The sequence below is a fragment of the Streptomyces sp. NPDC002868 genome, from assembly GCF_055563295.1.
The window spans coordinates 23,590-36,163 of sequence record NZ_JBVHDR010000030.1; the positions used below are offsets into that span (position 1 = coordinate 23,590).

The following is a 12,574-nucleotide window of genomic DNA, read 5'->3' on the forward strand; positions in this document are numbered from 1 at the left end:
GACCGGAACATGTGGGAGTACGAGCACAGCGCCGAGTCGACCGCCGCGCCGGAGGCCGTCTGGCGGCTCTACGAGGACGTGGCGAACTGGACGGCCTGGGACCCCGTGATCAGGGATCCCGCGCTGCACGGGCCGTTCGCCGTCGGCAGCGAGGTCACCCTGAACACGTCCGGGAAGGACCGCATCACCTTGATGATCACCGAACTGAGCGCCGGTGAGATGTTCGTCGAGGAGACCGCGCTGGAGGGCGCCACCCTGCGGTTCGTCCACCGCCTGACCCCGAACGCCGACGGGGGGACCCGTGTGACACACCGTGTGGAGATCGTCGGCCCGGCCTCTGGCCGGATAGGTCACGACGTGGGCCCCGCGGTCGCCGTCGGCTTCCCCGAGGCAGTGACCAACCTCGCCAAGCTGGCGCAGTCCTGAGCCCGCCGCACCGTCCCGTTCCTAACGTTGCGGTAGCTGGCCTCGGGCGGCGTCGAGGGCGTCGAGCCGGTCCTGGACGTGCTCTTCTCTCGTGGGGTGCTTCTGGGTGCGGCAGAGGTCGAGGGCTTGCTGCCATGCCTGGCGGGCCGCGGCGTCCTGGCCCAGGGCGTGATGGACCTCTCCGAGGCTGACCAGGGTTTCGACCTCCTGAAGGGGGTCGTCGAGGTCGCGCTGCAGGATGAGGGCCCGCTGGTAGTAGTCGAGGGCCTGGAGGTCCTCGGCGAGGTCCATCACGCCCTGGGCCGGCACCCGGAGGCCCCCCGAGCTTGGCAGCACGCCCTCGACCTCTACCGCGCCCAGCACCGCACCGCACCACAGCGAGCACACCCGCAGCCTGCTCGACACCCGCGGCACCACCCCGGAAGATCCCCCGCAACGGTAGGCACCGGACGGCGTGTCCATCGTTGAGGGCCCGCTAAAGGCCGATGGCGTCGGCGAGAAGGTCGATCTGGGCGGGGTCGGGGTCGTTGGGCATGAAGATCAGCTCGTCGCAGCCGGCCTTGTCGAACTCGGCGACGGACGCGGAGACCTGCTCGGGCGAGGTGTGCGCGATGGCGATCTGGCGGTTCACGTAGAAGTCGCCGACGAAGGAGTAGTAGCTGCCGATACTCTCGGCGACCGTGGTCTCGGCGTTGGGGCCGAGCGCATACATCACCGCCGCGATCACACGGGGAGATCCGGGTCGGCCGGCCTCGGCCCAGGCCTGCCGCAGCCGGGGCGCGAAATCCAGGATGTCCTGGACGACCGCGTCGCCGCAGATCCAGCCGGTGCCGCGGGCGACGATACGGCGCAGCGCCACGTCGGAGCTGCCGCCGAAGAGTACCGGCGGCCCGCCCGGCGTCACGAACTGCGGGCCGACCGGGTCGTCGGGGTTGGTCAGTGCGTCGAGTCGGTCCAGGATCAGGGCGAGCTGCTTGCCACGGGTGGCGTAGTCTACGCCGCTCGCGACGTAGTCCTCCTCCCTGAGCCCCGGGGCCATGCCGAGTTCGAGCCGGTGCGGACCGGCGAGCCGGTCCAGCGTCGCGACCATCTTGGCGAGCAGCGCGTGGTTGGCGCGCAACGGCGCCAGCAGCACGCTGGTGAGCAGCCGGATGCGGGAGGTGGCGCCGGCGGCCGCGGCCAAGGTGATCAGGGGTTCCGGCGTCGACCAGAGCAGCCGGTCGGTGGCGCTGAGCGAGGAGAAGCCCCGCTGCTCCGCGCGGCGGGCCCACTCCACCATGGCCCGGCCGTCGCTCCACGGACTATGGCCGGGCAGTCCTATTCCGATGTCCATTGCGCTGTCGTTCCTCTCACATGAATCGGCTCCACTGGAGAATTGGCTGTTCGCCGCCGCGGCACCGGGCCGCACAAAGGTGTTTCAGTGCAGTTCGGGATGGAGTTGAGCGCGGTCTCCCGCTCCCGGGGCCCCGGCACCGGAGTCGGGCTTGCTGATGTTGCTCGGTCCCCAGAAGCCCTGCATGTGAGTGATCTGTCCGGCCTCGTCGAAGCGCATCACGGTGATGACCTGGATGACCACGTTGTTGATGTGCATGGTGCACGCCATGGCGGCGCGGTCACCGTGCGAGCCCCGGATCGGGGTGTCCAACGCGAGCTTGGCCCCGGCGTCGTCCTCCGCGAGGCGGAAGGTCTCGGCGAAGAAGGCACGGACCGCCGCCTTTCCCTTCTTGGCCGGGGTGCCGTAGGGGTCCTCGATCACGGCGTCGTCGGTGAACAGCCCGGCCATCGCCTCCGAGTCCTTGGCGTTCCAGTGCTCTACGCATGTCTGCAGCGTGGCCTTCATGTCAGCCTCGGTCGGCATCAGGAGATCCTTTCCATACGCCGTACGTCCGTACGTCCGAATTCGCGGTCGCGGTGTCGCCTACCGGGCAGAGGCGGTGGGGGTGGGGCAGCAGCGGCAGGGAACGCCGATCAGGGAGCCACCTGTCGTGTCGACGCACTGGCCGGTGACCCAATCGGCGTCGTCGGAGGCGAGGAAGGCCACGACACCGGCGACGTCGGTCGGCCGGCCGAGCCGGCCGAAGACGGAAAGGGCGGCCATGGCGGCCTTTTCCTCCGCCGGCACCACGTCCATCATCTCCGTTTCGATGGCACCCGGGATCACCGAGTTGACGGTGATCCTGCGGGCGCCAAGGTCCTGCGCGAGATTGAGGGTGAGGGCGTTCAGCGCGCCCTTGGCCATGGCGTAGGCGACCGCTGTGGGAAAGGCCACCCGGGTCACTCCCGCAGAGATGTTGATGATTCGCCCGCCTTCGCGCACTCGTTTCAGGCCCTGCTGGACGATGAAGAACGGGGCCTTGGCGTTGATGGCGAACATCCGGTCGTAGTCGGCTTCCGCGACCTGCTCGATGTGCTGGTAGAGGCCGACTCCGGCGTTGTTGACCAGGATGTCGATTCCGCTGGCGTGCCGGTCGAACTCGGCCCACAGTGTTCGGGCGTCTCCGGGCACCCCCAGTTCGGCACGGAGGGCGAATGCCCGGCCGCCGGCCGCCTCTATCGCGGCCACCGCCTCTTTGGCCGCGGTCTGGTTGCTCCCGTAGTGCACACCGACGTGCGCGCCATCGCGTGCCAGGCGTTCGGCGATGCTGCGCCCGATGCCGCGACTGCCGCCCGTCACCAGTGCCGTCTTGCCGCTCAGTTTGCCCATGACTGTTTTTCCTCTTCTGTAATGTTCTGTGATGTCCTGTGATGCCAGCTTCTGTGCTGCCGGGCCACGGCCCGGTTCCGCACCGTTCCCGGGCCGGAACCGGGCCGTGGCGACGGCTATGCCGCGAGTTGCGCCGCGGGCCCGGTCCATTCGGCCAGGGCCGTCTCCAGGGCGGCGGCGCGCTCCGCCGCGCTCCGCTCCTCCGTGGCCCAGGCGACGTAGGCGTCGGGCCGCACCAGCAGCAGCGCCCTGCGGTGGCCGTCCCGCCAGGCGGCGCGCACCACCCGGTCGCCACGGGAGCCGAGGTCGAGCTCTTCGTCGGCGGGGGCGATGAGGACGAACCTTCCCGCGCGCAGCGCCTCGTAGAGCCGGGTGCCGTCCCCCAGGGTCGAGTCGAGGGCGCGCTTGCCCGCCAGATGGTGGGCGCCGGACTGCGCGGGGTAGGAGATCGCGAGCCCGGAGAGCATGCCGACCATCTTGGCCTTGAGCGGCCGTATCCGTCCCACCGTCATGGACACGAAGGGACGGACCATACGCTGGACCGCCTCCGGCGCCATGGCGAAGCGCACCATCGAGCCGCTGCTGCGCAACGCCAGTTTGCCGACCGGGTGGCGCTCGGCCTGGTAGGTGTCCAGCAGGGTGTCGTCGGCACGGCCGTTCAGCACGGCCGACAGCTTCCAGCCGAGGTTGGCCGAGTCCTGGATGCCGGTGTTCATGCCCAGGCCGCCGACCGGGGAGTGGACGTGCGCGGCGTCGCCGGCGAGCAGCACCCGGTCCACCCGGTAGTCCGGGACCTGCCGTTCCTCGCTGTCGAAGCGCGTCTTCCAGCGGGACTCCTTCATGCCGAAGTCGGTGCCCAGCGCCTGCTGGACGACCTCGCGGACCTCCTCCAGGCCGAGCGGTTCGTCCTCGGAGACCCTGCGGGCGCGGTGGAAGCCGCCGACGCGGTACCAGCCGTCCCCGATGGGGGCGACGAAGGCGAACGCGCCGTTGTTGGAGTTGGTGATGACCGCCCCCTGCGGCGCGTCGTCGAGCGACACGTCGGCGGCGACCAGCGCGGTGCCGATGGACGTTCCGGGGAACGGCAGGCCCAGCACCGAGCGGACGGTGCTGCGCGCCCCGTCGCAGCCGACCAGGTACGGGGCGCGCAGCACGTCGTCCGCACCGGACTCGACGTCGCGGACCTCGGCGTCGACGCCGTCCTCGTCCTGCCGCAGGCCCAGCACCTCGGTGCCGTAGCGGAACCGCACCCCGGCCTCGACGGCCCGCCGCTCCAGCAGCCGTTCCACCTCGAACTGCGGGACCAGGAGCACGAACGGGAACCGGGTGGCCAGGGCGCGCAGACTCACCGGCAGGTTCACCCTGAGCCCCAGCGCGCGCATGTGCAGCTCGCTGATGGTGGTGCCCGCCTCGACCAGTTCGTCGGCGAGTCCCCGGGCGTCGAGCTGCTCCAGGGTGCGAGCGTGCACGATGAACGCCCGGGTGAGGTTGCTGATCTTCTTCGGGCGCCGTTCCACAACGGTGACGGCGTGCCCGGCCGTGGCGAGATCACCGGCGAGAGTCAAGCCGGCGGGGCCCGCCCCCACGACCAGGACGTCGGCGCCGGTCACTTGCCACCTTCCGCGTAGACCTCGAAGACGCCGGGGAGGAAGGGGAACTGCTTCCACACCGGCTTCCCCACCAGCGCGTAGAAGCCCTCGTCGTGCCCGGCCCGGAAGTGCTGCTCCGACTCCCAGACCGCGGTGTTGACGAACCGGAACCTGCGGTCGCTCTCCAGCGCGCGGTGCAGCCGGTGCCCCACGTAGCCGGGCTTGGCGCACAGGTAGTCGCTGACCTCGTTCCACGCGGCGACGAACTCGTCCTCGTGGTCCTCCGGCACCTCGAAACAGTTGATGAAGGTCACTTGCGCCATCACCGATCAACTCCTGTCTTCGTTCACGTCTTCGTCAGTGCAGTTCGGGGTGGAATCGCTTGGACCGCTGCGCCGCCGGAGCCCCGGCAGGCGGTCAGGTCGCGGCCTGCGTGCCTACCGGGCCGTCCTCGAACAGGCCGGGGTCGGCGGTGGCCAGATGGCCGCCGCCGGAGCACACCAGCACCTCGCCGGTGATGTAGGGGTTGACCGCCATCACGAACACCGCCTGTGCGACGTCTTCCGGACGGCCGACCCTGCCCACCGGAAGGATCCGGGCGATACCGCTGAAGAACGCCGCCCGCTGCTCGGCCGGCATGTAGTCCCACCACGGGGTGTCCACCAGTCCCGGCGACACCGCGTTGACCCGCAGCGGGGCCAGGTCGATCGCCAGTGGCGGCACCATCTTCTCCAGCGCCCCGTTGATCGCCGCCGCCCCGGCCGTGCCCGGCAGCGCCGCCTGGGCGGAGGCCGCGGTGAGGAACACCACAGACCCCTCCTTCGCCAGCGTCGGCAGCGCCGCGTGCAGGGTCTGCAGATGCGCCCAGTACTTCGCCTCGAAGCCGGTGCGCAGATCGGCGAGGTCGAGCGCGGCGAAGTCGCCCTCCCCGGTGCCGCCGGCATAGCCTGTCACCGCCAGCACCAGGTGATCGATCGAGCCCGCCTCCTCGAAGAACGCCGCCAGCTGCTCGGGCGCGGTGGCGTCCACCGCCCTGGTCGTCACCGAACCGCCCAGGCGCTTCGCGGCCCGTTCCAGCTTCTCCACACTGCGGCCGGTGATGATCACCTCGGCGCCCTGGGAGGCGAACAGTCCCGCCGTGGCCTCGCCCACGCCCGAACTGCCCCCCATCACCACTACGTGTCGTCCCGTCACATCCACGCCGTACCTCCTGTCGCTGTCGTGTCTACTGCGCTTACCACGCGACCGGCAGGGCGCGCGGCAGGGTGATGATGTGGTCGAGGTCCCACTCCCCCTGCCGTTCGGTCTCCCATGCCAGGTCGGTCTCGGGCACGGCGAGCCGCAGGGTGGGGAAACGGGACAGCAGCCCGCCCAGCGCGATCTGGAGTTCCATGCGGGCCAGCGCCTGGCCGATGCACGCGTGGACACCGCCGCCCAGCTGCAGATGGGCCCGGGCGTTGGGCCGGGTGATGTCGAGTCGTTCCGGGTCGGCGAAGACGGCGGGGTCGCGGTTGGCCGCCGCGGTCGACGGCAGGATCGTCTCGCCCGCGGGGATGGCCACTCCGGACAGCTCGATATCGGTGACGGCGGTTCGGGCGAAGGCGCCGGGACCGAGGGGGACGAAGCGCATCAGCTCCTCGACCGCGTTGGGCACCACCTCGGGTTTCGCGACGGCCAGAGCCAGTTGACCGGGGTGGCGGAACAGCGCGAGGACCGACTTCGACAGCTGGACCGACGTGGTGTGGTTGCCGCCGACGAACGTGATGAACACCATCATGAGCACTTCGCGGTCGCTGAGCCGGTCCTCGCCCGCGTGTGCCCGGACCAGCCCGGTCAGCAGATCGTGCTGCGGACGCAGGCGCTTGCGCGCGGCGAGGTCGAGCAGGCACTCACTCGCCCTGCGCATCGCTTCGACTCTCTGCTGCGGGGAGGGGCCCGTCACCGCCGTGGCGTCGTCCAACCAGCCGCGCAGCTCGGCGCGGTTCCCCTCGGGAATGCCGAACAGCTCGCACATCACCGTGGCCGCCAGCGGGTCGGCGAAGCTCGTGACGAGGTCGGACGACGGGCCCTGCTCGGCCATCGCGTCGAGCAGTTCCTCCACGGCCGCCGTGACGCGCGGACGCAGGTGCCCGACGAGTTCCGCCGAGAACGCGTTGGCGGCCATGTCCCGGATGCGGGTGTGCTCCGGCGGATCCAGATTCGAGATGGACTCCGCGTCCTGCATGCTCACCGACACCGGGGCGGGCTGCCCCGGTGCGGGCGCGCCTGATGCGGGCGCGCCTGATGCGGACCGCTGCGGCGCGGCCATGCCGGGAGCCTGATTGGAGGCACGGCTGAAAAGCGCGCCGGACAGCACGGTGCGCACTTCGTCGTAGCTGGTGACCAGCCACGCCTCGCGGCCGGTCGCCAGCCGGACCCGGCACACGGGATCCTCGGCGCGCAGCCGGGCCAGTTCCGGGGCGATCTCCACCGACGGCGCAGCGTCGAACGGAAAGAGCGGCAGCAGCGCCGGCTCGGACAGTATCTGCTCGGACATGGACCTCTTCCTTGTATGCGCCTGGGAGTGCGGTGTCGCCGCTTTCGCCGATTCGCCGCTGATTTGCGCTTCGGACGACAGGGCGGGCCGGGCCGGTACCGGGAATTCAGGGTCTTCACCGTGTGCCGTGCCGCGACCTTAACCGGGTTCACGGCAGAGGAGATATACAGCGCCACGAATTCCCGACGTTCGTCCGGTTAAATACACCCGGGATGTACGGCCTTCGGCATACGCCGCTGCATCGCCCTGCCCCGGCCCTTTCCCCAGTCCCGCCCAGCGAAGCCCGGCTCACCGAAAACCCCAGGTGAACGCACAGGCAGGCGCCGCCGTCTCCGGACGCGGCACCACGACCGACCGAAAGGAACAACAGGACAGGACGCGAGTTGTAGCGCGGCACACCCAATGCCGTACGCCGCGGGCGCATTTCTTGCTCACAACGGTAATTCTGGCCGTCGGGAATCCCGGCGCACGTGTGGGAAACCTAGAATCCGGGGCATGAACACAACCGGATATCCGCCAGGTACCCCCTGCTGGGTGGACATAGTCACCCCGGACCTGGCCGGGGCCAAGGAGTTCTACGGTGCGCTCTTCGGCTGGAAGGCCGTCGCGTCACCCGACCTCGATGCCGCCACCGGCACCGAGGAATACGTGATGTTCGCGAAGGACGGCCAGCTGGTCGCCGGGGCTCTGCAGCCGGCCATGGCGGGCCTGCCGCCCACGTGGAACATCTACTTCTCGACCACCGACACGGCGGCCGCCGTCAAGGCGGTCGAAGCCGCCGGCGGGCAGGTTCACCGGCCGCCCACCAAGGAGTTCGACCAGGGTGTCTCCGCGGTGTGCAGCGACGCGGAGGGGGCGGTTTTCTCCCTGTGGCAGCCGGTGAAACTGACCGGCATGGCCCTGACCGACGCGCCGGGGTCGTTCTGCTGGAGCGAGATGGCCACCCGCGATCCCGACAGCGCGAAGGACTTCTACCCGGCGGTGTTCGGCTGGACGCCCGTGACCACCGATCACGACGGCGCGCCGTGCACGCAGTGGACGATGGGCGACCGGTCGGTCGCGGGCATGATGCTGATCGAGCCGCCCATGCCGGACCATGTGCCGCCGCACTGGCTGGTGTACTTCATGGTGGACGACCTCACGGAGTCGATGGAGACGGTGACCAGGCTGGGCGGACGCTGCCTCTCCGGTCCCATGGACATCGGGATCGGCCTCTCCGCCGTGCTCAAGGACCCCTCCGGTCCCGTGTTCGGCGTGATGGAGCAGACGAGGCACGGCGAGAACAGCGGCTGACCGCGCGCCGCCTGACCCCGCGAGCGTGCCGGGCCGTGAGGAGGGCCGCCCTCACGGCCCGGCACCCATGACCTGTCCGGGCGGAAGCACCTCGGGAGCACATCCCTCCCGGACAGGTCACCGGACACCCCCGCCCCGCCCGTGGTGGCGCGGGGGTGTCGCTGCGCCCCTCCCCTCCCGGGCGCCCCACCCCGGCGTCCGACGATCCGACCTCCGAGAACGACCGAAGGAAGAACTGCCGCAGGAAGAACACCCTGAAGGCGCTGGCCGCCCCCGGAACGATCACCGCGGGCAGACTGTCCACCCAGGCCAGCTCGTTGACCACCAGGAAGGTGGGGATCAGCAGGATCACCGGCGGCACGAACAGCGTGGCGATGATCCCCGCGAACATCACCGTGCGCCCGCGGAACTCCATCCGGGCCAGCGCATAGGCCGCGGGCGTCGCGGTCACCAGCACCAGCGCCGCGTGCGCGCCGGCCGCCAGCAGGCTGTTGAGCAGCCACTGCACGACCGGGCTGTCGGTGGAGCCCGCACCTCCCGGTAGGCGTCGAAGGTGGCCGGGTCCGGGATCCACTGCGGGTCGGTCGCCCCCGAGCCCTCGCGGGTCTTGAACGAGGTCACCGCCATGTAGATCAGCGGGCTCAGGTACAGCGCGGCGACCGTGGCCAGGATCAGATGGAGCAACGAACGGCGCAGCTTCCGCCTGGCCAGCGCTCTTTGACGAGCAGCTGTTCGCCCAGCTGCTCGTGGAGATCCAGCAGCACCCGGTGCAGTGGTCATCCCTCTGACCGGCAGGCCCATCACGACCGGTCGCTGCAACCCCCTATGAGTCGGCACGGCGCCGCTTGCCGTGCGGACAACGCTCGAGCGCCACGAAGAACTCATCTTTGACGTCCGTAACTTCGCCGCCGAGCCGGCGGCGCCGCTTGCCGATGATGACGGCACGCCAGCGTCTGAGCGCCGCGGGCGGATCAACGAACAACTGGTCGGGCAAACATCGAGGGTTGTGGACGATCGCGAGTTCCCCCCGGGGGGGTAAGTTCACGCAATTCCCCAAGTGCCCGTCTGGCCGGGGGCTGGTGACTCGTCGCTTCAGAGGTCGACGCGGTGCTCGGCAGCCGGTGGGGCATCGTCGACTGAGCCGTAGCGCAAGACGACGTGTGCCGGGCGGAACGGCAGGTCGTGCAGGATGGGTGCCATCACAGCGAAGAGTGCACCGGCGTCCGGTCCGTAGGCGTAGAGGACTCCTCGCCACCTCCGAACTCGTTTCCGTCGAACTCTCCGACGTCTGCTCGCTCGATCGCCTCGGTCAGCAGGGATTGGGCCTGGCGGACGACCTCCCGCTGGTTCGGCCCGCCGAGACCGTCATCGGCCAGTCGATAGCGGGCGATGACGGCATGCTCAACGTCGGTTTCCGCTTCGTCGGTGTCGGCCATGCGGGAAACGATCTCATCCCGGACCGACATCATCGCCAGCCAGCCGTCCTACGCCTGACGACGTCGCGGGTCGTAGAGCGAGAGGTAGATCGCCTCGTGCGAGACCTGCACGGAAGCGTCGCCGGGGAACTGGAGTCTCAGCCAGCCCGCGATCTGCTCGGGCGACCCGCACAGTGCCAATATGGCCTCCACCAGCGCCCGCAGAAGGGGCCGTTGGGCGAGCTTGGCCAGTTTGAGCCGGCGCCCACGCGCGTAGGCAGCGGCGTCCGCAGACGGCCCACGACTTCCGGAGGATCTTCGTCACCGATGCCATCATGAACGGCCTGCCACCGCACATCGCCGAAGTGATCTGCGGACACAAGCGCATCGACACGACAATGGGATACAAAGCGGTCTACCCCGCCGAGACGATCGAAGCCCACCGAGCGTTCATCGCCCGCCGCCGAACCTCTCGCCCCAGCGAAGAGTACCGAACCCCGACCGAGGAAGAATGGGACGCCTTCCTCGCCCACTTCGAGAAAAGGAAGGTGTCCATCGGCACCTGCGCACGCGCCTTCGGAACCCCTTGCATCCATGAGCACGCTTGTGTCAGATGCTCACTTCTCCGAACCGGGCCTCGGGTGAGATGGATCATCGCTGGCCGAAAAGCCGACCAGAAGGTGGCCGCCAGGTGCCAGCAAGCGGTGGAACTCCGCCAAGATGACGGGGAGTTCTTGCGGCGGAGTGTGGATGATGGACCAACGAGAGAGTACGCCGCCCAGCACGCCGTCAGCGATGTTCAACGCAGCCATCGAGCCCACGTCGAACCGCAGGCCCGATAGGACTGTCGAGCCAACTTGATCATCGCAGGAGAGGCATCAACACCAAACGCCGCCAGCCCCAACTCGTCCAGATAAGCAGTGATATGGCCAGGCCCACACCCCAAGTCCGCGACCTGACCTTCCCCACTCGCACGTACGACCTCGGCGAAGGCACCCAAGATCCCGCGGTCCAGGGGACTGTCACGCAGCGTGTCGCGGAACAGCTGCGCATAGGTGGGGGCAGCAGCGTCGTAAGCCTCGCGGGTGGCACTGAGGGCATGGTGTTCGACCATGCCCGCGACAGTAGTTCCTGGCGCTGAGGCGAGCCGAGAGAATCACGATCTTCCCTCCCGCCCGTTCGCCCGGGCTATCGCTAGTTCAGAGAAGCCTGCGTCCGCTGCCCGATGCTCTGGCCCGACCCGGCCCAACGAGACCGCCTCGTCGAGATCCGCGACAACCTCCTCGCCCGCATCTTCGAAGCCGAACGTGAAGGCTGGCTCGGCGAAGTCGAAGGACTTCGTGTCAGCCTTGCGGGAGCCGAGCACAAGCTCGCCCAGGTCGACCGACGTCTCCAAAACGGGGCTGGCGTCGACCTCGGCATGTCCACGATCAGGAACGAGGAACATTGAGCGCCGACGCCAATCACGAAGAACCAAGCCGAGACCTCAGCACCTGGACGATCGAACGCCTTGAGGCGTTCGCCACGGATGCCAAAGGCCATCAGCTTGAGGCGGTACGTGTCGTCGCGCAGGGCCATGCATATCGATCCGACGAATCCCGGAGTGCCCGCCAGCAGTGGGCCAAGCTGTCGTTGCAGGCCAACCAGCGTCGGCACGGCGACCGCCTGTGGGATCGAGCACGAGCAACTCAGCAGAATTTTATGCTCCGGATGTGGGTGATCGACCAGCTCGGTCCTGACGACGAGCACCCGGACTGGAGCCCCGAGACTCTGGCGGCCGACACTATTGCCGCCCTTGCTCTCACCGCTGCTGAGGCCCGTGCTCTCGCCGATCGCTGGCGCGATCTCGCGGTCGGGCAGATCGGAGAGCTTCGGCGGCACAAGAACCTGACGGCCCATCTGGACAGGCTCGTCAACCACCTGCAACCCAGCCCAGCACGGGATCAACTTCTCGCCTGGGCAGAGACTCGCCGGCACCTGCCCTGACCGCATCCGGGAGTTCACACCACTTCCTCGACGCCGATCCCAAAGTTCAGAGAACACCGTGTTCGTGAGCAGGGGAGTTGAACTTCATCGCCTTCTCCTGCTCGATGGGGTCGTTGTCGGCGATGACCCCGCGGTTGCCGAAGTGCAGCCACTCGGAGAACCCGTTGTACGCCTCGACCTTGTTGGTCGTGGCCGTCACCCGCCGGCGCATGGAGTTCCCCGTTGCACCGCAAACGCAGCGAGGACCTCTGCCAGGGGCACCTCGTCGGCGGCCTACTTCACTCGGGAGGCGGTCCGGGGAAACCCACCAGCAGAAATGTTGGCAGGGCGTCCCGGGCCGACCTCACCGCGCCGAGGGCAAGCGCCGCACCCAAGCTGTCATGGCTCTGGCACGACGCCGCGTCACTGTCCTATGGGTCCTCCTGCGTGAAAGACGCTGCTATCAAGCAACGCCGCCGCTCGCTCTCACGGCTTGACAAGCCATTAGGAAACCACGGCACCGTGACCGTTGCTGCCGTACGCCTCTGGCCCCGCTCATGACTCGCCGGACAGTCTCTGGGTCACAATGCCCCCATGACCGATCATCAGGCCCACACTCCCGCCCGTCCGCTGCTGCGCCGCCCCC

The 12,574-nt window shown here is 68.9% G+C and carries 17 protein-coding genes and 3 pseudogenes; 6 read left to right on the top strand and 14 right to left on the bottom strand.

Annotation, left to right across the window (positions count from 1 at the left end):
• The first annotated feature begins 9 nt into the window (after positions 1–9).
• A complete protein-coding gene (locus tag ACZ3H8_RS37710) occupies positions 10–426 on the top strand; it encodes an SRPBCC family protein (RefSeq protein WP_467409493.1) in 417 nt (138 codons plus the stop codon).
• 21 nt (positions 427–447) lie between these two features.
• Here ACZ3H8_RS37710 and ACZ3H8_RS37715 read toward each other — a convergent pair whose 3' ends face one another.
• The 8 genes from ACZ3H8_RS37715 to ACZ3H8_RS37750 form a co-directional block, all read right to left on the bottom strand.
• Positions 448–831: a hypothetical protein gene (locus ACZ3H8_RS37715; protein WP_467409495.1), complete on the bottom strand. Its 384-nt coding sequence runs from the start codon at positions 829–831 to the stop codon at positions 448–450.
• A 70-nt stretch (positions 832–901) separates the two neighbouring features.
• On the bottom strand, positions 902–1,759 hold the full coding sequence (locus tag ACZ3H8_RS37720) for an LLM class flavin-dependent oxidoreductase (RefSeq protein ID WP_467409496.1): 858 nt from the start codon (positions 1,757–1,759) through the stop codon (positions 902–904).
• A gap of 84 nt (positions 1,760–1,843) precedes the next feature.
• Positions 1,844–2,284 carry a nuclear transport factor 2 family protein gene (locus ACZ3H8_RS37725; protein WP_467409499.1) on the bottom strand — a complete coding sequence of 147 codons (441 nt, stop codon included), beginning with the start codon at positions 2,282–2,284 and terminating at the stop codon, positions 1,844–1,846.
• Positions 2,285–2,344: 60 nt separating this feature from the next.
• A complete protein-coding gene (locus ACZ3H8_RS37730; RefSeq protein ID WP_467409501.1) occupies positions 2,345–3,130 on the bottom strand; it encodes an SDR family oxidoreductase in 786 nt (261 codons plus the stop codon).
• A gap of 116 nt (positions 3,131–3,246) precedes the next feature.
• Positions 3,247–4,740 carry an FAD-dependent monooxygenase gene (locus tag ACZ3H8_RS37735; RefSeq protein ID WP_467409502.1) on the bottom strand — a complete coding sequence of 498 codons (1,494 nt, stop codon included), beginning with the start codon at positions 4,738–4,740 and terminating at the stop codon, positions 3,247–3,249.
• Positions 4,737–5,042 (bottom strand): antibiotic biosynthesis monooxygenase family protein, encoded by a 306-nt coding sequence (locus tag ACZ3H8_RS37740; protein ID WP_467409505.1) that lies wholly within the window; start codon positions 5,040–5,042, stop codon positions 4,737–4,739. The genes ACZ3H8_RS37735 and ACZ3H8_RS37740 overlap by 4 nt, the downstream gene beginning before the upstream one ends.
• A 94-nt stretch (positions 5,043–5,136) precedes the next feature.
• On the bottom strand, positions 5,137–5,913 hold the full coding sequence (locus ACZ3H8_RS37745) for an SDR family oxidoreductase (RefSeq protein WP_467409506.1): 777 nt from the start codon (positions 5,911–5,913) through the stop codon (positions 5,137–5,139).
• A gap of 40 nt (positions 5,914–5,953) precedes the next feature.
• Positions 5,954–7,255 carry a cytochrome P450 gene (locus ACZ3H8_RS37750; RefSeq protein ID WP_467409508.1) on the bottom strand — a complete coding sequence of 434 codons (1,302 nt, stop codon included), beginning with the start codon at positions 7,253–7,255 and terminating at the stop codon, positions 5,954–5,956.
• A gap of 495 nt (positions 7,256–7,750) precedes the next feature.
• On the opposite strand from ACZ3H8_RS37750, the gene ACZ3H8_RS37755 reads away from it, so the two are divergent.
• Positions 7,751–8,548 (top strand): VOC family protein, encoded by a 798-nt coding sequence (locus ACZ3H8_RS37755; protein ID WP_467409509.1) that lies wholly within the window; start codon positions 7,751–7,753, stop codon positions 8,546–8,548.
• Between the two features lie 155 nt (positions 8,549–8,703).
• Positions 8,704–8,979, top strand: a complete 276-nt coding sequence (locus tag ACZ3H8_RS37760; RefSeq protein ID WP_467409510.1) for a hypothetical protein — start codon at positions 8,704–8,706, stop codon at positions 8,977–8,979.
• Between the two features lie 16 nt (positions 8,980–8,995).
• Here ACZ3H8_RS37760 and ACZ3H8_RS37765 read toward each other — a convergent pair whose 3' ends face one another.
• From ACZ3H8_RS37765 to ACZ3H8_RS37785, 5 genes and pseudogenes are all read right to left on the bottom strand, one after another.
• A complete protein-coding gene (locus tag ACZ3H8_RS37765) occupies positions 8,996–9,232 on the bottom strand; it encodes a hypothetical protein (protein ID WP_467409512.1) in 237 nt (78 codons plus the stop codon).
• A gap of 139 nt (positions 9,233–9,371) precedes the next feature.
• Positions 9,372–9,542 carry a hypothetical protein gene (locus ACZ3H8_RS37770; RefSeq protein ID WP_467409514.1) on the bottom strand — a complete coding sequence of 57 codons (171 nt, stop codon included), beginning with the start codon at positions 9,540–9,542 and terminating at the stop codon, positions 9,372–9,374.
• 205 nt (positions 9,543–9,747) lie between these two features.
• The gene (locus ACZ3H8_RS37775) at positions 9,748–9,984 is read right to left on the bottom strand and encodes a hypothetical protein (protein WP_467409516.1); all 237 of its coding nucleotides are present in this window, start codon (positions 9,982–9,984) and stop codon (positions 9,748–9,750) included.
• A 48-nt stretch (positions 9,985–10,032) separates the two neighbouring features.
• Complete coding sequence (locus tag ACZ3H8_RS37780) at positions 10,033–10,176, bottom strand: hypothetical protein (protein WP_467409517.1); 144 nt, start codon at positions 10,174–10,176, stop codon at positions 10,033–10,035.
• A gap of 425 nt (positions 10,177–10,601) precedes the next feature.
• Positions 10,602–11,077 (bottom strand): annotated as a pseudogene (locus ACZ3H8_RS37785) (class I SAM-dependent methyltransferase); the annotation flags it as partial.
• Positions 11,078–11,188: 111 nt separating this feature from the next.
• Between ACZ3H8_RS37785 and ACZ3H8_RS37790 the strand changes: the two are divergent.
• The gene (locus ACZ3H8_RS37790; protein WP_467409519.1) at positions 11,189–11,413 is read left to right on the top strand and encodes a hypothetical protein; all 225 of its coding nucleotides are present in this window, start codon (positions 11,189–11,191) and stop codon (positions 11,411–11,413) included.
• A complete protein-coding gene (locus ACZ3H8_RS37795; RefSeq protein ID WP_467409521.1) occupies positions 11,410–11,949 on the top strand; it encodes a hypothetical protein in 540 nt (179 codons plus the stop codon). Before ACZ3H8_RS37790 ends, ACZ3H8_RS37795 begins: the two co-directional genes overlap by 4 nt.
• Positions 11,950–12,025: 76 nt before the next feature.
• On the opposite strand, the pseudogene ACZ3H8_RS37800 reads toward ACZ3H8_RS37795, so the two are convergent.
• Positions 12,026–12,160 (bottom strand): annotated as a pseudogene (locus tag ACZ3H8_RS37800) (Tn3 family transposase); the annotation flags it as partial.
• Between the two features lie 136 nt (positions 12,161–12,296).
• Between ACZ3H8_RS37800 and ACZ3H8_RS37805 the strand changes: the two are divergent.
• Positions 12,297–12,425, top strand: a pseudogene (locus tag ACZ3H8_RS37805) (IS110 family transposase); the annotation flags it as partial.
• Positions 12,426–12,574 lie beyond the last annotated feature (149 nt).